The organism is Serratia sp. PF-27, assembly GCF_030053255.1.
Taxonomy (GTDB): Bacteria; Pseudomonadota; Gammaproteobacteria; order Enterobacterales; family Enterobacteriaceae; genus Serratia; species Serratia bockelmannii.
In genome coordinates, this window is the sequence record NZ_JASGBT010000006.1 from 131,297 (window position 1) to 151,120 (window position 19,824).

21 protein-coding genes are annotated in these 19,824 nt (G+C 59.8%); 1 reads left to right on the plus strand and 20 read right to left on the minus strand.

Annotation, left to right across the window (positions count from 1 at the left end; translation table 11 throughout):
- Positions 1 to 41: 41 nt before the first annotated feature.
- From der to trmJ, 20 genes are all read right to left on the minus strand, one after another.
- Complete coding sequence (gene der / locus QMZ29_RS02450) at positions 42 to 1,532, minus strand: ribosome biogenesis GTPase Der (RefSeq protein ID WP_004941442.1); 1,491 nt, start codon at positions 1,530 to 1,532, stop codon at positions 42 to 44.
- Between the two features lie 255 nt (positions 1,533 to 1,787).
- Positions 1,788 to 2,969, minus strand: a complete 1,182-nt coding sequence (bamB, locus tag QMZ29_RS02455) for an outer membrane protein assembly factor BamB (protein ID WP_261426560.1) — start codon at positions 2,967 to 2,969, stop codon at positions 1,788 to 1,790.
- An 11-nt stretch (positions 2,970 to 2,980) separates the two neighbouring features.
- A complete protein-coding gene (locus tag QMZ29_RS02460) occupies positions 2,981 to 3,601 on the minus strand; it encodes a YfgM family protein (RefSeq protein ID WP_049204897.1) in 621 nt (206 codons plus the stop codon).
- 13 nt (positions 3,602 to 3,614) lie between these two features.
- Entirely contained in the window at positions 3,615 to 4,889 is a 1,275-nt protein-coding gene (gene hisS, locus QMZ29_RS02465) for a histidine--tRNA ligase (RefSeq protein WP_025303909.1), read from the minus strand.
- Positions 4,890 to 5,028: 139 nt separating this feature from the next.
- Positions 5,029 to 6,150, minus strand: a complete 1,122-nt coding sequence (ispG, locus tag QMZ29_RS02470; RefSeq protein WP_016929756.1) for a flavodoxin-dependent (E)-4-hydroxy-3-methylbut-2-enyl-diphosphate synthase — start codon at positions 6,148 to 6,150, stop codon at positions 5,029 to 5,031.
- A gap of 45 nt (positions 6,151 to 6,195) precedes the next feature.
- A complete protein-coding gene (gene rodZ, locus QMZ29_RS02475) occupies positions 6,196 to 7,170 on the minus strand; it encodes a cytoskeleton protein RodZ (protein WP_025303910.1) in 975 nt (324 codons plus the stop codon).
- Entirely contained in the window at positions 7,160 to 7,909 is a 750-nt protein-coding gene (pilW, locus tag QMZ29_RS02480; RefSeq protein ID WP_142591384.1) for a type IV pilus biogenesis/stability protein PilW, read from the minus strand. The genes rodZ and pilW overlap by 11 nt, the downstream gene beginning before the upstream one ends.
- Before the next feature lie 98 nt (positions 7,910 to 8,007).
- Positions 8,008 to 9,204 carry a dual-specificity RNA methyltransferase RlmN gene (rlmN, locus tag QMZ29_RS02485; protein WP_004941426.1) on the minus strand — a complete coding sequence of 399 codons (1,197 nt, stop codon included), beginning with the start codon at positions 9,202 to 9,204 and terminating at the stop codon, positions 8,008 to 8,010.
- A 236-nt stretch (positions 9,205 to 9,440) separates the two neighbouring features.
- On the minus strand, positions 9,441 to 9,866 hold the full coding sequence (ndk, locus tag QMZ29_RS02490) for a nucleoside-diphosphate kinase (protein WP_004941424.1): 426 nt from the start codon (positions 9,864 to 9,866) through the stop codon (positions 9,441 to 9,443).
- Positions 9,867 to 10,028: 162 nt separating this feature from the next.
- Positions 10,029 to 10,859, minus strand: coding sequence for an enhanced serine sensitivity protein SseB (gene sseB / locus QMZ29_RS02495; protein ID WP_049204939.1), 831 nt, complete (start codon positions 10,857 to 10,859; stop codon positions 10,029 to 10,031).
- Positions 10,860 to 10,947: 88 nt separating this feature from the next.
- Complete coding sequence (gene pepB, locus QMZ29_RS02500; RefSeq protein ID WP_025303913.1) at positions 10,948 to 12,243, minus strand: aminopeptidase PepB; 1,296 nt, start codon at positions 12,241 to 12,243, stop codon at positions 10,948 to 10,950.
- A gap of 83 nt (positions 12,244 to 12,326) precedes the next feature.
- The gene (iscX, locus tag QMZ29_RS02505; RefSeq protein ID WP_006327336.1) at positions 12,327 to 12,527 is read right to left on the minus strand and encodes a Fe-S cluster assembly protein IscX; all 201 of its coding nucleotides are present in this window, start codon (positions 12,525 to 12,527) and stop codon (positions 12,327 to 12,329) included.
- Between the two features lie 32 nt (positions 12,528 to 12,559).
- Complete coding sequence (gene fdx, locus QMZ29_RS02510) at positions 12,560 to 12,895, minus strand: ISC system 2Fe-2S type ferredoxin (protein WP_004941417.1); 336 nt, start codon at positions 12,893 to 12,895, stop codon at positions 12,560 to 12,562.
- A gap of 2 nt (positions 12,896 to 12,897) precedes the next feature.
- Positions 12,898 to 14,748 carry a Fe-S protein assembly chaperone HscA gene (gene hscA, locus QMZ29_RS02515; protein WP_025303914.1) on the minus strand — a complete coding sequence of 617 codons (1,851 nt, stop codon included), beginning with the start codon at positions 14,746 to 14,748 and terminating at the stop codon, positions 12,898 to 12,900.
- Positions 14,749 to 14,780: 32 nt separating this feature from the next.
- Positions 14,781 to 15,302: a co-chaperone HscB gene (gene hscB, locus QMZ29_RS02520; RefSeq protein ID WP_060439408.1), complete on the minus strand. Its 522-nt coding sequence runs from the start codon at positions 15,300 to 15,302 to the stop codon at positions 14,781 to 14,783.
- A gap of 62 nt (positions 15,303 to 15,364) precedes the next feature.
- Positions 15,365 to 15,688 (minus strand): iron-sulfur cluster assembly protein IscA, encoded by a 324-nt coding sequence (gene iscA, locus QMZ29_RS02525; RefSeq protein WP_004941410.1) that lies wholly within the window; start codon positions 15,686 to 15,688, stop codon positions 15,365 to 15,367.
- A gap of 54 nt (positions 15,689 to 15,742) precedes the next feature.
- Entirely contained in the window at positions 15,743 to 16,129 is a 387-nt protein-coding gene (gene iscU, locus QMZ29_RS02530; RefSeq protein WP_004941408.1) for a Fe-S cluster assembly scaffold IscU, read from the minus strand.
- A gap of 24 nt (positions 16,130 to 16,153) precedes the next feature.
- Positions 16,154 to 17,368: a cysteine desulfurase gene (gene iscS, locus QMZ29_RS02535; RefSeq protein ID WP_016929764.1), complete on the minus strand. Its 1,215-nt coding sequence runs from the start codon at positions 17,366 to 17,368 to the stop codon at positions 16,154 to 16,156.
- A 54-nt stretch (positions 17,369 to 17,422) separates the two neighbouring features.
- The gene (gene iscR, locus QMZ29_RS02540) at positions 17,423 to 17,917 is read right to left on the minus strand and encodes a Fe-S cluster assembly transcriptional regulator IscR (protein WP_004941404.1); all 495 of its coding nucleotides are present in this window, start codon (positions 17,915 to 17,917) and stop codon (positions 17,423 to 17,425) included.
- Positions 17,918 to 18,110: 193 nt separating this feature from the next.
- Complete coding sequence (trmJ, locus tag QMZ29_RS02545; protein ID WP_025303916.1) at positions 18,111 to 18,845, minus strand: tRNA (cytosine(32)/uridine(32)-2'-O)-methyltransferase TrmJ; 735 nt, start codon at positions 18,843 to 18,845, stop codon at positions 18,111 to 18,113.
- A 119-nt stretch (positions 18,846 to 18,964) separates the two neighbouring features.
- Between trmJ and suhB the strand changes: the two genes are divergently transcribed.
- On the plus strand, positions 18,965 to 19,768 hold the full coding sequence (gene suhB, locus QMZ29_RS02550; protein WP_025303917.1) for an inositol-1-monophosphatase: 804 nt from the start codon (positions 18,965 to 18,967) through the stop codon (positions 19,766 to 19,768).
- The last annotated feature ends 56 nt before the right edge of the window (positions 19,769 to 19,824 follow it).

The following is a 19,824-nucleotide window of genomic DNA, read 5'->3' on the forward strand; positions in this document are numbered from 1 at the left end:
AAAAAGGGGCGCGGCATCACTGCCGCGCCCCTCATGAGCAATTACTTGCTCTTTTTCAGGTGGCTCATCAGGCGCTTGCGCTTACGCATCTGGGTCGGCGTCAGCAGGTTGCGTTTGCCGGCGAACGGGTTGTCACCCTCTTTGAACTGGATGCGGATCGGCGTCCCCATCACGTTCAGCGAGCGGCGGAAGTAGTTCATCAGATAGCGCTTGTACGAATCGGCCAGATCGCTGACCTGGTTGCCGTGGATCACCACGATCGGCGGGTTGTAACCGCCGGCGTGGGCATATTTCAGCTTCACGCGGCGGCCGCGCACCAACGGCGGCTGGTGGTCGTCAACCGCCATCTGCATGATTTTGGTCAGCATCGAGGTGTTTACGCGGCGGGTTGCGCACTCGTAGGCTTCCTGTACCGATTCGAACAGGTTGCCGACACCGCTGCCGTGCAGGGCGGAAATAAAGTGCACGCGCGCGAAGTCGACGAAGCCCAGACGCAGGTCGAGCATCTCTTTCACGTGCTCGCGATCTTCTTCGCTCATGCCGTCCCACTTGTTGACCGCAATCACCAGTGAGCGCCCACTGTTGAGGATAAAGCCGAGCAGCGAGAGATCCTGATCGGAGATGCCTTCACGCGCGTCGATCACCAGCAGCACCACGTTGGCGTCTTCAATCGCCTGCAGGGTCTTGATCACCGAGAACTTCTCGACGGTTTCAGTCACCTTGCCGCGTTTACGCACCCCGGCGGTGTCGATCAGCACATATTCGCGTTCGTCGCGCACCATCGGAATGTAGATGCTGTCGCGGGTGGTGCCCGGCATGTCATACACCACCACGCGCTCCTCGCCGAGGATGCGGTTAGTCAGCGTAGACTTACCGACGTTCGGGCGGCCGACGATCGCCAGTTTGATCGGCAGATCCTGCGGGTTGAACGCTTCTTCCGGCTCTTCGTCTTCTTCGCCTTCCAGCGTTTCACCGTTTTGCTCGGCCCAGTAAGCGGCATTGGCCTCTTCCTCGGTCAGCTCGACGTCTTCCGGTTTTTCCGGCACGAACGGCACCAGCACGTGTTCAATCAGCTGGGTCACGCCACGGCCGTGAGAAGCGGCGATAGCGAACACTTCACCCAGGCCGAGCGAGTAGAAATCGGCGGTGGCGGTGTCCGGGTCCAGGCCGTCGGTCTTGTTGGCCACCAGGAAGGTCGCCTTTTGGCGGCTGCGCAGGTGCTGGGCGATGCCCTGATCCGCCGGCATCAGGCCGGCGCGGGCGTCGACCATGAACAGCACGATGTCCGCTTCTTCGATCGCCAGCAGCGACTGACCGGCCATGCGCGTTTCGACGCCGTCTTCGGTGCCGTCGATACCGCCGGTATCGACGATGATGAATTCATTGCCTTCGATTTCAGCACGACCATACTTGCGGTCACGCGTCAGCCCCGGAAAATCCGCCACCAGCGCATCACGCGTATGGGTTAAACGGTTGAACAAGGTGGATTTACCCACATTCGGGCGCCCGACCAGCGCGACGACAGGTATCATTGTTGAAGCCTCATTACTTAATAATCAATGCGTTACTGCACTGTGGATAGACACCAGCGGTGCAGCTTATAAAATACGAAACGGCCCCTGAACATTCAGGAGCCGTTTTCCCCTTCATCTTTCGCGCCACAGCGGCGTTGTCTGCGCACCTTCGCCTCGGTCACTTAGCTCACTAAGCTCCCGAGGACTCATGCGCTTGCCGCCTGGCTGCAACCCGAAATCTTTCGGGCGCTAGAAGGATCACGACGAGCGGCGTTAGCGGGTGAAAGCGTAAACTTTCCCGCCGCGAGCCTGGATGACCAGCTTGTCGCCGGCCACCATCGGCGCAGACAGGAAGCCGGAGCTGTCCACTTCCTGCTGGGCGACAAAACGGCCATCGGTGGTGTTGACCCAGTGCAGATAGCCTTCGGCGTCACCGGTCACCAGATAACCATTATACATCACCGGCGGCGTCAGGTTGCGGTGCAGCAGATCGCTTTGCGTCCACACGGTCACGCCGCCTTCGGTGCTGAGCGCCACCACGCGATCGTTCTGGTCGATCAGGTAGATGCGGCCCGCGTCGACGATGAAATCATTCACCGAACCCAGCTCGCGTTTCCAGATGATCTGACCGGAACGCAGATCCAGCGCCGTCAGGTTGCCGTTGTAACCCAGCGCGTAGACCACGCCGTCAACGATTACCGGCGTGGTGTCCACGTCGTTCAGGCGATCGATTTCGGTCGCGCCGCTCGGCTGAGAAATGCGCTGTTGCCAGATCAGTTGGCCCTGCTGCATCAGCACGGCGCTGACGCGGCCGTTGTCACCGCCGACGATGGCGGCGCCAAAGGCGACGGCCGGCGCGGATTCACCGCGCAGCGACAGCGAAGGCATGTCCAGGTTAACCGTCCACTTCACCGCGCCGTCGGCTTCGTTCAGCGCCTGCAGCATGCCGTTGGAGGTGTGCACCAACACCATGCCGTCGCTGATAACCGGACGTGAAATCGCTTCGCCGGCCACTTTGGTCTGCCAGGCGATGGCGCCGTCGGCGGTGTTCAATGCGTAAACCACCGCTTTTTCGCTGCCGACGTAAACCTTGTCGCCCGCAACCGTCAGGCCGCCCGACAGCAGCGCAGACAGGTTGCTGGAGAAGAAGCCGGTCTTCTCGGAGAGGTTGACCTTCCACTTCTCGTTGCCGCTGTCGGCGTCTATCGCTTTCACGATGCCAAAGCGATCGGCGGCGTAAATGGTGCTGTCCTGATAGGCCGGACGCAGGTGGGAGTAATACTCACCGATGCCGTCGCCCACCGAGGTGCTCCACGCCTTGCTCGGCGTGAACTGATTTTCAACTTTCGGCAACGGCGACATGGTAACCACGTCTTCTTCGCTGTTAAACAGCGAGCAACCACTCAGCAAGGCAGCGGAAACCAGTCCGACCAAGAGTGTTTTACGCAATTGCATGGGAATTCCCCTTAGCTGGACAAGTTATTCAATTTCATGCGCAGCAGAACCTGCAGCGCCTGAGAAGCATTGGACTCAATGCCTTTGCTGTAAGCTTCGCGCGCGCCCTTGGCGTCGCCCTTGGCCAGCAATACATCGCCGCGCACATCCTGCATCATCGCCGCCCAGCCTTCGCCTTTCACGCCATCCAGCGTTTTCAGCGCTTCATCCAGCTTTTTCTCCTGCAGCTGGACACGCGCCAGACGCAGGTCGATCATCGCCAACAGGTTGTCGTCTTTGGTCTGGCCCTGCGCCAGCACCAGCTGCTGTTCCGCCTTGGCGAAATCATTCTGTTCGACAAAGTGCTTGGCCAACTGCAGCGCGGCCAGTACGCCGTAGCTGTTGCCGTTAGCCTGGACAAATTTCTCTGCGGCAGCCACGTCATCCGGCTTGCCGGCCGCCAGACGATCGCTGGCTTCCTGATAGGATTGCGATGCCGCCATCATGTTGGAGTTTTCATGGCTCTGCCAGTAACGCCAGCCAACCAGGGCACCAATTCCGAGCACCACGCCCACCGCCAGCGCTTTGCCGTTCTCGGCAAAGAACCGACGCAGTGCGTCGACTTGTTCGTTTTCAGTGGTATAGACTTCCACGGTGTCCTTCTCCTTAACCTAACATCAAAGCCAGACGCGCCGCGACTTCGCTTTGCGCCAGCGTTTCTTGTTCACCACTGCGCAGGTCTTTCACCACCACCTGCTGCGCCGCCACTTCGCTCTCACCCAGGATCAGCGCGATGCGCGCGCCCCATTTGTCCGCACGAGTGATCTGCTTCTTGAAGTTGCCGCCGCCGTAATTGGTCATCAGCTTCAGCTGCGGCGCCGCGTCGCGCACCTGTTCAGCCAGCTGCATTGCCGCGCTCTGGGTGCCCGCGCCGGAAGAGATGACGTACACGTCGATAGCCGACGGCGCCTTGAATTCCGGGTTAACCGCCTGCACCAGCAACACCAGACGCTCGAGGCCCATGGCGAAACCGACCGCCGGGGTGGCGCGGCCGCCCAATTGCTCGACCAGGCCGTCGTAACGGCCGCCCGCGCAGACGGTGCCCTGCGCGCCCAGGCTGGTGGTCACCCACTCAAACACGGTGCGGTTATAGTAATCCAGACCGCGCACCAGGCGCTCGTTAACGGTATATGGGATACCTGCCTGCGCCAAAAGTTCACACAGACCGGCGAAGTGAGCACGGGATTCTTCATCCAGGTACTCGGACAGGCGCGGCGCGTCGTTCAACAGCGCCTGCACCTCAGGATTCTTGGAGTCCAGCACGCGCAGCGGGTTGCTGTACATGCGGCGTTTGCAGTCTTCGTCCAGCACCTCGACGTGCTGCTCCAGGAACGCCACCAGCGCGTCGCGGTAGTTGGCGCGCGCTTCCAGCGAACCGATCGAGTTCAGCTCCAGCTTGACGTGCTCGGCGATGCCCAGCGCTTTCCACCAGCGGGCGGTCAGCAGGATCAACTCAGCGTCGATATCCGGGCCTTGCAGGCCGAACACTTCCGCGCCCAGCTGATGGAACTGGCGATAGCGGCCCTTCTGCGGGCGCTCGTAGCGGAACATCGGGCCGATGTACCACAGACGCTGTTCCTGATTGTACAGCAGACCATGTTCGATGCCGGCGCGCACGCAGCCGGCCGTCCCTTCCGGACGCAGCGTCAGGCTTTCGCCGTTGCGGTCTTCGAAGGTATACATCTCTTTTTCCACGACGTCGGTCACTTCGCCGATCGCGCGTTTGAATAACGGGGTCTGCTCTACAATCGGCAACCGGATTTCGCTGTAACCGTAGCCGCCCAGCACCTGCTTGAGGGTGCCTTCAATACGCTGCCATAATGCCGTTTCTTCCGGCAGGTAGTCGTTCATGCCGCGAATGGCTTGAATGTTCTTTGCCACGTGAGTTCTCTGTCCGTTGTCTGTAAAAATGAACCCGATTATAGGGACTTTGCCGCCCGGTATTCAACGCGGATGCGGTTTTCTGCCCTTCAGGCTCATAAACAAGCGGGCCAACTGGCCCGCCGTGTAGCGATAACGCTTATTTTTCCAGCAGGTTGACCGTGATGCGGTTGCTTTCGTCCATCATCGCGGCCTTGGCGCGAATTTTCGCTTCCAGCTGGTCGATCATCTGTTCGTTGTCGAAACGCTCTTTCTGGCGCACGCCGTCTTCATAGAAGCCGCTCTTCTTGTGGCCGCCGGTCACGCCCATGGTGGACACCAGCGCTTCGCCCGGGCCGTTCACCACGCAACCGATGATCGAGACGTCCATCGGCGTGATGATGTCTTCCAGGCGCTGCTCCAGCGCGTTCACCGTGCCAATCACATCGAACTCCTGACGCGAACAGGTCGGGCAGGCGATGAAGTTGATGCCGCGCGCGCGGATGCGCAGCGACTTCAGAATGTCGAAACCGACCTTCACTTCTTCAACCGGATCCGCCGCCAGCGAGATGCGCAGGGTATCGCCGATGCCTTCAGACAGCAGCATGCCCAGGCCGATGGCCGATTTGACCGACCCGCTGCGCGCGCCGCCGGCTTCGGTGATGCCCAGATGCAGCGGCTGATCGATGCGCGACGCCAGCAAGCGGTAGGATTGCACCGCCAGGAACACGTCCGACGCCTTGACGCTGACCTTGAACTGGTCGAAGTTGAGACGATCGAGGATGTCCACGTGGCGCATGGCGGATTCCAACAGCGCTTCCGGCGTAGGTTCGCCGTACTTTTCCTGCAGGTCTTTCTCCAGCGAGCCGCCGTTGACGCCGATGCGAATCGGGATGTTCTTGTCGCGGGCGCAGTCCACCACCGAGCGAATGCGCGATTCGTTGCCGATGTTGCCCGGGTTGATGCGCAGGCAGTCTACGCCATATTCGGCAACCTGCAGCGCGATGCGATAATCGAAGTGGATATCGGCGACCAGCGGCACGTTGACCTGCTGCTTGATCAGTTTGAACGCCTCGGCGGCGTCCATGGTAGGAACCGAAACGCGGACGATGTCGACGCCCACGCGCTCCAGCGCTTTGATCTGATTAACCGTTGCTTCAACATCGGTGGTACGGGTGTTGGTCATCGACTGCACGGCAATCGGCGCACCATCACCAATAGGCACCTTGCCGACGTAAATGCGTGTAGATTTTCGACGGTTGATGGGCGCTTGGTTATGCATTACTTACTCTCCATTGCTGCTCTGACATCACGACCAGCCGCGCGATTACTGCGCGGCGACGGTCAGGCGAGCAACACGGTTTGACTTAACGAACCGGCTTAAATCAACCGGTTTACCCTGATACTGGATCTGAACTGCCGCCGGCGCGCCGATGGTCAGTTTATACGGCGCAGTGCCGGTCAGGTTCAGCTTGCCACCTTGCTTCTGGGTGCCGCTGAACAGCGTTTTACCGCTCGCGTCGGTCACCTGCAGCCAGCAGTCGGCGGAGAAATCCATCACCAGCGCGTTCGGATCGGCCGCCGGCGCAGCCACGCCCGCATCGGCGGTCGGCAACGGCGCTTGTGCCGCCGGCGCGGTTTCCGGCAGGGTTGTCTGGCTTGGCGACACCACGGCAGGCTGCTGCTGGGCCGCGCTCGGCGCCTGGGCGGTCGCCGCAGGCGTCTGAGCCGCTGCGCCGGTATCAGCCGGCGTAGCGCTGTTGTCGACCAACGGCACGTTGGTGCCGGCGTCGGCATTGCCGTCGGTCAGCGGCACGGACTGCCCTTCGTTATTCTGTGAAAGCTGCGCCGAGGATTGATCGGCCATGGTGGCGATCTCTTCCTGCTGCGCCTTGTGGTTTTGCCACCACCAAGCGCCGGTCAGGCCGATCACCACGAACACGATAAGCCAGGTGAAGCTCATCAGCCAGCCGTCGCGTTTCTTGCGGCGCTTGCCCAGCGAGAAGCTTTGCATCGGCGCCACTTTCGCCATCTTCAACGGCGCCTGCTTGGCCAGCATCGGCAGCAGTTCGTCTTCCGGCAGATGCACCAGCTTGGCGTAGGAACGGATGTAGCCGCGCACGAAGGTGGACGCGAGGTCAGCAGACACGCTGTCTTCCTCGATATCGCGCACGGTGGACATTTTGAGACACAGGCGTTCTGCAACGGTCTGTTGGCTCAGCCCGAGTTGCTCACGGGCCTGACGCAGGCGCTGGCCCGTCGTCATGGATACGGTTTTATCTTGGGAGGCTTCAGTATTCATTAGCTAAGAACTGCTGGTACTGTTTGGATTGTGGAAAACTTCGCGCTAGCTGCTTGCCATAGCGTTGAACGCTATCCTGGCGGCCGGCTGACGCGGCGAAACGAATCTGTAACCATAAGCTGCTGGCGCTGGCCGGCAGAACATGCTGATAAACATCCAATAAAAGTTGCGACTGGGCGCGCTTCCCTTCTCCAAATTGCTTTTCGGCCTCCGCCAACAGCGGAGTGCCTTTGTCCGGATCGACTTTTAGCGCGCGGCTCAACAGCGTGCGCGCCTCATCGTTTTGTCCGGCCTTGAGAAAACAGTAACCTGCGTTTTCCAGGCTGTCGGCGACCTGGCCATAATCGGGCACCAGCGCCGCAGCGCTAAACTGCTGTTGCGCCGGTACATACTGCCCTAAACCGCAAAGAAACGCACCGTAATTATTCAATACGGTGCCATTGCCCGGCGCAAGTTTGAGCGCTTGCCGATAACGCTGTTCGGCCTCGGTGTTTTCACCGTTCCGCTGCGCGTAGAGCGCCATGCCCAACTGCGTGCGGTAATCCTGTGGGGCCGCGTCCAGCGCCTTTTCCAGGTTCTGGCGTGCGGCGTCCATGTCGCCTTGCTGCAGGTACTCCAGGCCCAGTTGCAACCGCGTCTGGCCCGCCTCAGAGACTTGTGCTTCCTTTTCCGGCGCTGAACCGGAACACCCGGCCAACAACCCGGCCGCCAGCCACATACCCCACAGTTTCAGCTTCATGCCCGCATTCATTTCCTTATCGGCCGTCAGCTAACGCCCGCCAGCGACATGCTTGCGCATAACAGGCTGTTAGATAACAAAAAATGGTGCTATAGGATTCAGACCGCCCGTACGTTGATAGGTTCCCCGGCCATTTTCTTCTTCAGGGTACGCTTGGTACGGTCGATCACTTCACCCGCCAGTTGCCCGCAGGCGGCGTCGATATCGTCACCACGGGTTTTACGAACAATAGTCGTAAAGCCGTATTCCATCAACACCTTGGAGAAACGATCCACCCGGCTGTTGGAGCTGCGGCCGTAGGGGGCGCCCGGGAACGGGTTCCATGGGATCAGGTTAATCTTGCACGGCGTGTCTTTCAGCACTTCCGCCAGCTGATGCGCATCGTCGGTGCTGTCGTTGATATGATCCAACATCACGTACTCGACGGTCACGCGGCCCTGGTTGGCGTTGGATTTCTCCAGATAGCGACGCACTGCGGACAGGAAGGTCTCGATGTTGTATTTGCGGTTGATCGGCACGATCTCATCGCGGATGGTGTCGTTCGGCGCGTGCAGCGAGATCGCCAGCGCCACGTCGATCATGTCGCCCAGCTTGTCCAGCGCTGGCACTACGCCAGAAGTAGACAGGGTCACGCGGCGTTTGGACAGGCCAAAGCCGAAGTCGTCCAGCATGATTTCCATCGCCGGCACCACGTTGTTCAGGTTGAGCAGCGGCTCGCCCATGCCCATCATCACCACGTTGGTGATCGGACGTTGGCCGGTCACCTTCAGCGCGCCGATGATTTTCGCCGCGCGCCACACCTGGCCAATGATTTCCGACACGCGCAGGTTGCGGTTGAAGCCCTGCTGCGCCGTCGAACAGAATTTGCACTCCAGCGCGCAGCCTACCTGCGAGGAGACGCACAGCGTCGCGCGGTCGGCTTCCGGGATGTACACGGTTTCAACCTGCTGATCGCCGACTTTAATCGCCCACTTGATGGTGCCGTCGGCCGAACGCTGTTCTTCCGCCACTTCCGGCGCGCGGATTTCCGCCACGCGCTGCAGCTTGCCGCGCAGGACTTTGTTGATGTCGGTCATCTGCTCGAAATCGTCGCAGCAGTAGTGGTAAATCCACTTCATCACCTGATCGGCGCGGAACGGCTTCTCGCCCATTTCGGCGAAGAACTCGCGCATTTGCTGGCGGTTCAGATCCAGCAGGTTGATTTTGGCCGCAGCCGGTTGCTCCACGTTAACGGAGGGGGTAGTCAGCGAATTATTTTCAGACACGGTGTGCTCGGACGTGATGGGTTCTAACATAATGATCTCTGGCCTCGTTATTACACGTTATGGCGCTAAAGAATGGACAGTAAGTTGTGCATTTCAGCCCGCGAGATTCGGGTGGCGGCACTAAAAACACGCCCCTGACAAGTCGTCTTATCAGGGGCGCGGCATTGTACAAATTTTAGTAGCGGGTTTCTATGGCTGAAAGGCATTCAGGGCATTTTTATTGTTTCAGCCGGTGAATGCCTGGCTATCAGCTCAGAAACGCGCGATTAACGTGCGCAGATTTCGCTTTCGTTGAAGAAGTAAGCGATTTCGCGCTGTGCGGATTCAACAGAGTCGGAACCGTGAACGGCGTTAGCGGTGAAGCTGTCCGCGTAGTCGGCGCGCAGGGTGCCGGCCAGTGCGTTGTCCGGGTTGGTTGCGCCCATGATGTCGCGGTTGCGCTGCACGGCGTTTTCAGATTCCAGAACCTGCACCATGATTGGGCCAGAGGTCATGAACTCAACCAGACCGTCGAAGAATGGACGGCCTTTGTGCTCAGCGTAGAAGCCTTCAGCTTGTTCGCGAGTCAGACGCAGCATTTTAGCGGCGATGATTTTGAAACCGGCGCGCTCGAAACGCGCGTAGATAGCGCCGATGTCGTTGTTGGCTACTGCGTTTGGTTTAACGATGGAAAAGGTACGTTCTACGGTCATGATGGCCTCTGTATGACTTCCAAAACAGGCCGGTCTGCAATGTTGCCGGCCTTCTCAAGTGGCGCAGATTATATGTGCGCCGTTAACGCTTGCCTACGGGAAAATCAACATTTCATTAAAAAAATATGATCTTCATGGGGCATTTTCGACCACGCGGCGGCGCTACTGGGTCTTGTCGGTAGACGGGATCAAATTGCGCAGCCAACTGCCCCAGCGGCGCTGGTAAAATGGCTGCGTATGGGCGATCAGATAGTGGCTGATGCCGCGCTCGTTCTCCGACACCAGGCAGAAATCCACCGGTTCGTCGTTTGGCGCCGTTTCGCTGGCGACGCTGCCGGCCTCGTTGATCAACGCCTCGATCTCCGCCGGCTCGGCGTCCACTTCCAGCCCGATCAGCAGATTCGGCTTCTCGTCCGCCACCTGGTCGTGCATCAGCGCCAGGAACGCGCGGCGCACCGGTTTGCGCTGGCTGAACAGCGTGGTCAACGCATCCACCATCGCCGACGGGTACTCCTCGGGCTGCCCCAGCAGGATTTGGGTCTCTTTATCGACGTAATGCTCCACCGGTTTGACGACGCCGCCGGTCGCCAACAGCATCGCCACCTCTTCCGGATAGAACTCTTTGCCGTACTCCGCCTTCGGGTTGAGGAACAGATCCGCGCCCTGGGTGATTTCAAACAGCACCCGCGCCGGCATGGCGATGAACGGCTGTTCGTCCTCAACGGCCTTCTGCAGTGCTTCCAGCGAAGTGAAGAACGGAATGATGCTGCCGCCGTCCTGCTTTTCCCAATGCTGGATATTGACCGGCGTATCCGCGTTCAGCGTGATGTCGCCGTCCTGCTGCACCTGTTCGCTGTCGCCGAGGATCAGCACCGTGGCCTCGAGCAGTTCACGGAAGAACGCCGGGCGGTGGGCCGGCTCCGTCACCGCCAGCTTCAGCAGGCGTTCAAGTTCGTTCTCGCTCGGGGCGGCATCGTGATGATGGGCACTCATGGCAAACTCCAGGATCAAATAGCGAGGCCCAGCATGCTGGGCCCCGAAGATAATGCGCATTCTAGCGCCCGATGCGGCGGGCGTTCAATTATTTGGCTTTGCTCAGCAGCAGGTTGGCCAGGGTACGCACGCCCAAACCGGTCGCGCCGGCCGACCACTGATCCACCGCGCCTTTGCGGTAGGTGGCGGAGCAGTCGATGTGCAGCCAGCCCTGTTGGTAATTCTTGACGAAGTGCGACAGGAAGGCCGCCGCGGTGCTGGCGCCGGCGGTGTAGGCCGGGCCGGCTACGTTGTTCAGCTCGGCGAAGTTGGACGGCAGCTGGCTACGGTGGAACTCGGCCAGGGGCAGACGCCAGAACGGCTCTTGCTCGGCGGCGGCGCTGCTCAACAGTTCCTGCGCCAGCGCATCGTCGAAGCTGAACAGGGCGTGGTAGTCGTTGCCCACTGCGGTTTTGGCCGCGCCGGTCAGGGTGGCGCAGTCGATAATCAGCTGCGGATTCTGCTCAGAAGCGTCGATCAGGCCGTCGGCCAGCACCAGGCGCCCTTCCGCATCGGTGTTCATCACCTCAACGGTTTTGCCGTTGCGGTAGCGAATGATATCACCCAGTTTGAAGGCGTTGCCGCTGACCATGTTGTCGGCGCAGCACAGGTACAGCTTCACGCGCTGCTTCAGGCCGCGCGCCGCCGCCAGCGCCAGGGCGCCAGTGATGGTGGCCGCACCGCCCATGTCAGCCTTCATCGAATCCATAAAGGCGCTCTGTTTCAGGCTATAACCGCCGGTATCGAAGGTGATGCCCTTGCCGACCAGGCAAGCGAACACCGGCGCGTCCGGGTTACCGGTCGGGTTGAAGTCCAGCGCCAGCAGCACCGGCGGGCGTTCGGAACCGCGGCCGACGGTGTGGATGCCAGCATAGTTCTGCTCGCGCAGATCTTCGCCCTTGGTGATACGGTAGCTGACGGCATCGCAGCCGACGTCGCACATCAAATCGACAGCGCGGGTCGCCAGTTGCTCCGGCCCCAGCTCTTCCGCCGGCATGTTGATGGTGTCACGCACCCAGTCGACGATCTTCAGGCGCTTATCCAGCTCCTGACGCGCGGCTTCCGGCAGTTCAGCCCATTCGACGTTGCGCTGCCCTTTCGGCCCGCGATAGCCTTGCCAGAACGCCCAGCTGTTTTCCAAATCCCAACCGTCGCCGGCCAGCTTGACGTTTTTGATGCCCTGGCCATCAATTTTGCGGCCCGCGCGCTGGATCGCGCCCAGCTTGTCGGCCCCGGTCAGGTGGATGGTCATCCCTTCGCCGTTGGTGCTCAGCAGCGCTTTCTCGCCCCAGCGGGCGTCGGCAGGTTGTTGCGACAGCGTGACCTGCATGAATTCTGTTGTCATAGCCTTCTTACTCCGGATTATTCTTTTATTAATCTTGTCGGATACAAAATAAACGGGCCGCCCATGGCAGCCCGTTACGCTATTTACTCCGCTTCATCTAACCAGACCAGCAGGATCGCTTCCAGTATTTTTTCGTTGGAAGCCTGCGGATCGTCGTCGAACTCTTCGAGATCGCAGATCCACTGATGCATGTCGGTAAAACGCACGGTTTTCGGATCGGTGTCCGGGTATTGGTCGTACAGGGCTTCGCCGATTTCACGGCTGTCGGTCCACTTCAGTCCCATTATGATCTCCGGGTTGACGCTGCGGCTAACAATTAATGCTCACGCGCGTGGTTGACGGTGTAGCGCGGCATTTCGACCACCAGATCTTCGTCGGCGACCAGCGCCTGGCAGCTCAGACGGCTTTCCGGCTCCAGCCCCCAGGCTTTGTCCAGCATGTCGTCTTCCAGCTCGCTGCTCTCTTCCAGCGAATCGAAGCCTTCACGCACGATGCAGTGGCAGGTGGTGCAGGCGCAGGATTTCTCGCAGGCGTGCTCGATTTCAATGCCGTTGCGCAGCGCAACGTTGAGGATCGACTCCCCTTTTTCGGCTTCCAGAACCGCCCCTTCCGGGCAAAGGTCTTGATGGGGCAGGAAAACAATTTTAGGCATGGTTAAACCTCATCCACAGAATGGCCAGCCAGCGCGCGGCGAATGGAAGCGTCCATGCGGCGCGCGGCAAAATCTTGCGTTTGTGCATCTAATGTTTTGATGGCGTCTTCGATAGCGGCGGGATCTTCACCCTGCGCCGCCTGCTGCAACGCCTGGGTCGCGGCGGCGATCGCCTGGCTTTCCGCCTCGCTCAGCAGCGCGGCGTCGGTGGCCAGCGCACCCTGCAGGCTTTCCAGCACCCGCGCGGCTTCCACGCGTTGCTCCGCCAGCTTGCGCGCGCCCACGTCGCTTTGCGCGTTGGCCATCGAATCCTTGATCATGCCGGCGATTTCGCTGTCCGACAGACCGTATGACGGCTTGACCTGGATCGAGGCTTCAACGCCGGTGGATTTCTCCATCGCGGTGACGCTCAGCAGACCATCGGCATCCACCTGGAAGGTGACGCGAATGTGCGCGCCCCCAGCAGGCAATGGCGGCAGGCCGCGCAGCGTGAAGCGCGCCAGCGAACGGCAATCCTGCACCAGCTCGCGCTCGCCCTGCAGCACGTGGATCATCATCGCGCTCTGGCCATCTTTAAAGGTGGTGAACTCCTGCGCGCGCGCCACCGGAATGGTGGTGTTGCGCGGGATCACTTTCTCCACCAGACCGCCCATGGTTTCCAGGCCCAGCGACAGCGGGATCACGTCCAGCAGCAGCATGTCGCTGTCCGGCTTGTTGCCCACCAGGATGTCGGCCTGGATCGCGGCGCCGATGGCGACCACTTTATCCGGATCGATCGACGTCAGCGGCGTGCGGCCGAAGAAGGCCCCCACCTGCTCACGCACCAGCGGCACGCGGGTGGAACCGCCGACCATCACCGCTTCCAGCACCTCGTCGGCGGCGACGCCGGCATCTTTCAGCGCGCGGCGGCAGGCCATCAACGTACGTTTCACCAGCGGAGCGATCAGCGCTTCGAACTGGGCGCGGGTCACCTCGCCCTGCCAGCCGGCTACCTCAACGCACACGCTGTCGGCATCGCTCAACGCGATTTTGGCGGCGATGGCGGCGTCCAGCAGTTGGCGCTGCACACCGTGATCGCTGCGATCGGCCACGCCGGCCTGCTCGCGCAGCCAGTCGGCCAGCAGGTGATCGAAATCGTCGCCGCCCAGCGCGGAATCGCCGCCGGTGGCCAGCACTTCGAACACGCCGCGGCTGAGGCGCAGAATGGAGATATCAAAGGTGCCACCGCCCAGATCGTAAACCGCGATCACCCCTTCCTGACCGGAATCCAGCCCGTAGGCAATCGCCGCCGCGGTCGGCTCATTCAGCAGGCGCAGGACGTGCAGGCCGGCCAGACGCGCCGCGTCTTTGGTGCCCTGGCGCTGCGCGTCGTCGAAGTAAGCGGGAACGGTAATCACGACGCCATCCAGCTCGCCTTCCAGCGCCGCTTGCGCGCGCGCGGACAGAGCCCGCAGGATATCGGCGGAGACGCCAACCGGGTTAACCGGGCCGGCGGCGGTGACGATCAGCGGCAGGCCGTTGTCGCTGGCCTGAAATTGATACGGCAGGTTCGGGTAACGTTGCTGCACGTCCGCCAACGAGCGACCCATCATGCGTTTGATGGAGCTGACGGTATTGGCCGGATCCTGCGCCGCCTGTTGGCGCGCATCCCAGCCGACGCGCTGCGCGTCCGCCTGATAATGCACCACCGAAGGCAGCAAATGGCGTCCCTGATCGTCGGCCAGCGTTTCCGCTTGCCCGCTGCGCACCGTGGCGACCAGCGAGTTGGTGGTGCCTAAGTCGATACCGGCGGCCAGGCGTCGCTGGTGCGGCGCGGCGCTGAGGCCAGGCTCACTAATTTGTAATAAGGCCATGTTGAAGCTTCCACAATCAGAATCAGAAGGTGTTACTCAAAACCCAGCAGTTTTTCTTCGAGTTGTTCAACCTGTTGCTGGAGTTTGTCCAAAAAGCGCAGCTTGCGCACGGTGTCGGCGGCATCCGCCCACTGTTCACTGTCCAACTGCTGCAGCATCAGCGCGCTGCGCTGCTTGATGGAGGTGGCCAGCCGCGCGCCGAAATCGGCCAGCAGGCTTTCCGCCTCCGGCTTGCGCTCAATGGCGTCGAGCTCTTCGCGCAGCTCCAGCTGTTCCATCAGAAAGGCGGTGTCGCGCATCGTATGCTGTTCGTTGCCCAGATCGAAGCCGTGCAAAGATAGCATATACTCCGCGCGTTTTAACGGGTGCTTCAGCGACTGGTAGGCTTCGTTGATGGTCGCCGCCTGCTGCAACGCCATCAGGCGTTCGCGCTCCGGCTGGTTGGCGAAACGATCGGGGTGAAATTGGCGCTGCAGATCCTGGAAGCGGGACGCAAGCAGGCTGCCGTCCACGGTGTAGCGAACGGGCAGCCCGAATAAAGTAAAGTAATCCATAGCGTGCTCTGGGCATTAGCGGATGAAGTTCCCCCGCCGAAACGGGGGAGCACGATGGACTGTCAGACGTTGAAACTCTCGCCGCAGCCGCACTCGCTTGAGACGTTCGGGTTGTTGAACTTGAAGCCTTCGTTCAGGCCTTCCTTAACGAAATCAAGCTCGGTGCCGTCAAGGTAGACCAGGCTCTTGCCGTCGATGATCACCTTGATGCCTTTGTCTTCAAACACGATGTCGTCATCGTTGGCTTCGTCAACAAATTCCAGCACATAGGCCATCCCGGAGCAGCCGGAAGTTCGCACTCCCAGACGCAGGCCGAGACCCTTGCCGCGGTTCGTCAAAAACGCCTGAACACGCTGCGCAGCGCTGTCGCTCATGGTAATAGACATCACAACCTCACACTTCACATCAAAGCCCGGCGCGGCCGGGCCGATTCAGACAAATTACTTGGCGCTATGCTTGCTCTTATAGTCGGCAATCGCTGCTTTGATGGCGTCTTCAGCCAGGATCGAGCAGTGAATTTTGACCGGCGGCAATTCCAGCTCTTCGGCGATCTGGGTGTTTTTGATCGCTTCAGCCTGATCGAGCGACTTGCCTTTCATCCATTCGGTCACCAGCGAGCTGGAGGCGATGGCGGAACCGCAGCCATAAGTTTTAAAGCGCGCGTCTTCGATGATGCCTTCATCGTTAACCTTGATTTGCAGCTTCATCACGTCGCCGCAAGCCGGCGCCCCTACCATGCCGCTGCCGACGGTAGGATCTTCGTTGTCGAAAGAACCCACGTTACGCGGGTTTTCATAATGATCGATTACTTTTTCGCTGTAAGCCATGACCTTGCTCCTGAAACCTGAGAATTAATGATGCGCCCATTCGATGCTGTTGATGTCCACGCCCTGCTTGAACATCTCCCACAGTGGGGACAGATCGCGCAGACGGCCGATGGATTTACGCACCAGTTGAATGGTGTAGTCGATCTCTTCTTCCGTGGTGAAACGCCCCAGGGAGAAACGGATCGAGCTGTGCGCCAATTCATCGCTCATGCCCAGCGCGCGCAGCACGTAGGACGGCTCGAGGCTGGCGGAGGTACAGGCTGAACCGGAAGAAACGGCCAGGTCTTTCAGCGCCATGATCAGCGACTCGCCTTCAACGTAGTTGAAGCTGACGTTCAGGATGTTCGGTGCGCCGTGCTCCAGATCGCCGTTCAGATACACTTCTTCCATATCTTTCACGCCGTTCCACAGACGATCGCGCAGGGTGCGCAGACGCGCCATCTCTTCGGTCATCTCTTCTTTGGCGATGCGGTAAGCTTCGCCCATGCCGACGATCTGGTGGACAGGCAGGGTGCCGGAACGCATGCCGCGCTCGTGACCGCCGCCGTGCACCTGCGCTTCGATGCGGATGCGCGGCTTGCGACGCACGTACAGCGCGCCGATGCCTTTCGGGCCATAGATTTTGTGGCCGGAGAACGACATCAGGTCGACTTTCAGCTTGCTCAGATCGATAGGCAGTTTGCCCACGCTCTGGGTGGCGTCAACGTGGTAGATGATACCGCGCGCACGGCACATTTCACCGATCGCTTCGATGTCCTGCACCACGCCGATTTCGTTGTTGACGTGCATGATGGAGACCAGGATGGTGTCATCGCGCAGCGCCGCTTCGAGATCCTGCAGGCTGATGATGCCGTTGCTCTGTGGCGCCAGGTAGGTGACTTCAAACCCTTCGCGCTCCAGTTGACGGCAGGTGTCCAGCACGGCTTTGTGTTCGGTTTTGCTGGTGATGATGTGCTTGCCTTTTTTCTGGTAGAAATTGGCAGCGCCTTTAATCGCCAGGTTGTCGGATTCGGTCGCCCCGGAGGTGAAGACGATTTCGCGTGGGTCGGCGCCCACCAGTTCGGCGATTTGGTTACGGGCGATGTCTACCGCCTCTTCCGCCTGCCAACCGAAACGGTGGGAACGGGAAGCCGGGTTGCCGAAAGTGCCGTCCAGGGTCAAAAACTGCATCATCTTCTCAGCAACGCGCGGGTCAACCGGCGTCGTTGCTGAGTAATCCAGATAAATCGGTAATTTCATTGCTCTTGTGCTCCGTACATCACTTCCAAAAACTAAAATAATTTCGCCAGCTGCTTATGCGCGCAGATTAACGTTGATAGTTTCTTGCGGACGACCGTTGGCCGTGCGGCGCGTATCGTTGTTTTGACGATCCGCCACCACCAGCACTTCCTGGTTATTGACCAGTTCTGCCAGCGTAATGTTGTTCAGGAACCCGCTGATGCGCTCGCTCAGATCGCGCCACAGGGCGTGGGTCAAGCAGCGATCGCCGCCCTGACAGCCTTCTTTGCCCTGGCAACGGGTTGCATCTACCGATTCATCGACGGCAGTGATGACAGCGCCAACGGCGATCTCACCCGCGTCTTTACCCAGCAGATAACCACCGCCCGGACCGCGCACGCTGGCCACCAGGCCATTCTTGCGCAGACGGGAGAATAATTGTTCCAGATAAGAGAGCGAAATACCCTGGCGTTCGGAAATGTCCGCCAGTGGCACCGGCCCTTCCTGGGAATGCAGCGCTACGTCAAGCATAGCGGTTACGGCATAACGGCCTTTGGATGTCAGTCTCATAGCTCAATGGTTACCTGTTGGTCAAATATGGCCGAAAGTCTGACATTCCTGAGTAAAACAGTCAACTATTTAACCTAGTAATTAACTCAAGTATTAGCACGTTTTGAACTTAGCAAGAACAAAGGTATATAAAATACATGTTATAACCTTTGGATAACTAATACTATTGTCGCCCACCGTTATGCCACATCAATTAATTACCTTGATGTTTATCCTGTTTCTCGATCGAGGTTAGCATGCCGCGCAGGATATTCAGCTCCTGCCCTTCCGGGCGCGCGCGGGTGAACAGCCGGCGCAGGCGGCTCATCACCTGGCCCGGATGGGACGGGCGAATAAAGCCGGTGCGCTGCAGCGTCTGCTCCAGGTGCTGATAGAAACGCTCGAGGTCATCCACCAGCGGATACGGCGTCTCTTCCAGCTGCGGCGCGCCCGCCTGTTGGCGATCGAGGTAAGCCACGCGCACTTCATACGCCAGGATCTGCACCGCCATCGCCAGGTTCAGCGAGCTGTAGTCCGGGTTGGCCGGAATGGCGACGTGGTAGTGGCACTTCTGCAATTCATCGTTGGTCAGCCCGACGCGTTCGCGGCCGAACACCAGCGCCACCGGCGCGTGCTCGCCCTCGTGCACCGCGCGCACGCCGCATTCACGCGGCTCCAGCATCGGCCACGGCAAGGTGCGAGAACGTGCGCTGGTGCCCACCACCAAGCTACAGCCGGCGATGGCGTCATCGAGGGTATCGACGATGGTGGCGTTGCCGATCACGTCGCTGGCGCCGGCAGCCAGGGCGATGGCCTGAGAATCGGGTTTGATCAGCGGATTAACCAGATAAAGGTTGGTTAACCCCATGGTTTTCATGGCTCTGGCGGTCGAGCCCATGTTGCCGGTATGTGAAGTCTCTACCAGAACAATGCGGATATTGTGCAGCATACAAACTCTGAGCGTGGCGGAAAATCGCAGCATCTTAACACAGCCGTAGGCAATTTGCCGAACAGCTGCTATACTTCGCGCCGTTTCCTGTTCTTTAACATCCTAGTTGGAAGATACCCATGCATCCGATGCTGACTATCGCCGTGCGCGCTGCGCGCAAGGCCGGTAACCTGATTGCCAAAAACTACGAAACCCCGGACGCTGTAGAAGCGAGCCAGAAAGGGACCAATGACTTCGTCACCAACGTCGATCGAGATGCAGAGCATCTGATCATCGACGTCATCCGCAAGTCTTATCCGCAACACAGTATCGTGAGCGAAGAACGCGGTGAGCTGATCGGCGAAGATCGCGATGTGCAATGGGTGATCGATCCACTGGATGGCACTGCAAACTTCATCAAACGTTTCCCTCATTTCTCTGTTTCCATCGCCGTACGCATCAAAGGCCGTACTGAAGTGGCCGTGGTTTACGATCCGATGCGCAACGAACTGTTCACCGCCACTCGCGGTCAGGGCGCACAGCTCAACGGCTACCGCCTGCGCGGTACCAACGCCAAAGATCTGGATGGCACCATCCTGGCGACCGGCTTCCCGTTCAAAGTCAAACAGCACGCAACGCCTTACATCAACATCGTCGGCAAGCTGTTCACCCAGTGCGCAGACTTCCGTCGCACCGGTTCCGCCGCGCTGGATCTGGCCTATGTGGCCGCCGGCCGCGTAGACGGTTTCTTCGAGATCGGCCTGAAGCCGTGGGACTTCGCCGCGGGCGAGCTGCTGGTGCGTGAAGCCGGCGGCCTGGTGACCGACTTCGTCGGCGGCCACAACCACTTCAGCTCAGGTAACCTGGTCGCAGGTAACCCACGCGTGGTGAAAGCCATGCTGGCCACCATGCGTGAAGAACTGAGCGAAGCGCTGAAGCGTTAATCGCCAGAAGCGAATTGAAAAAAAGCGCTGCCGATGCAGCGCTTTTTTTATGCCCG

Coding starts and splice junctions, on each gene's coding strand:
- der (WP_004941442.1), bottom strand. CDS start 1,532: ATGATACCTGTCGTCGCGCTGGTCGGGCGCCCGAATGTGGGTAAATCC.
- bamB (WP_261426560.1), bottom strand. CDS start 2,969: ATGCAATTGCGTAAAACACTCTTGGTCGGACTGGTTTCCGCTGCCTTG.
- ispG (WP_016929756.1), bottom strand. CDS start 6,150: ATGCATAACCAAGCGCCCATCAACCGTCGAAAATCTACACGCATTTAC.
- rodZ (WP_025303910.1), bottom strand. CDS start 7,170: ATGAATACTGAAGCCTCCCAAGATAAAACCGTATCCATGACGACGGGC.
- pilW (WP_142591384.1), bottom strand. CDS start 7,909: ATGAAGCTGAAACTGTGGGGTATGTGGCTGGCGGCCGGGTTGTTGGCC.
- rlmN (WP_004941426.1), bottom strand. CDS start 9,204: ATGTTAGAACCCATCACGTCCGAGCACACCGTGTCTGAAAATAATTCG.
- ndk (WP_004941424.1), bottom strand. CDS start 9,866: ATGACCGTAGAACGTACCTTTTCCATCGTTAAACCAAACGCAGTAGCC.
- sseB (WP_049204939.1), bottom strand. CDS start 10,859: ATGAGTGCCCATCATCACGATGCCGCCCCGAGCGAGAACGAACTTGAA.
- pepB (WP_025303913.1), bottom strand. CDS start 12,243: ATGACAACAGAATTCATGCAGGTCACGCTGTCGCAACAACCTGCCGAC.
- iscX (WP_006327336.1), bottom strand. CDS start 12,527: ATGGGACTGAAGTGGACCGACAGCCGTGAAATCGGCGAAGCCCTGTAC.
- fdx (WP_004941417.1), bottom strand. CDS start 12,895: ATGCCTAAAATTGTTTTCCTGCCCCATCAAGACCTTTGCCCGGAAGGG.
- hscA (WP_025303914.1), bottom strand. CDS start 14,748: ATGGCCTTATTACAAATTAGTGAGCCTGGCCTCAGCGCCGCGCCGCAC.
- hscB (WP_060439408.1), bottom strand. CDS start 15,302: ATGGATTACTTTACTTTATTCGGGCTGCCCGTTCGCTACACCGTGGAC.
- iscA (WP_004941410.1), bottom strand. CDS start 15,688: ATGTCTATTACCATGAGCGACAGCGCTGCGCAGCGTGTTCAGGCGTTT.
- iscU (WP_004941408.1), bottom strand. CDS start 16,129: ATGGCTTACAGCGAAAAAGTAATCGATCATTATGAAAACCCGCGTAAC.
- iscS (WP_016929764.1), bottom strand. CDS start 17,368: ATGAAATTACCGATTTATCTGGATTACTCAGCAACGACGCCGGTTGAC.
- iscR (WP_004941404.1), bottom strand. CDS start 17,917: ATGAGACTGACATCCAAAGGCCGTTATGCCGTAACCGCTATGCTTGAC.
- trmJ (WP_025303916.1), bottom strand. CDS start 18,845: ATGCTGCACAATATCCGCATTGTTCTGGTAGAGACTTCACATACCGGC.
- suhB (WP_025303917.1), top strand. CDS start 18,965: ATGCATCCGATGCTGACTATCGCCGTGCGCGCTGCGCGCAAGGCCGGT.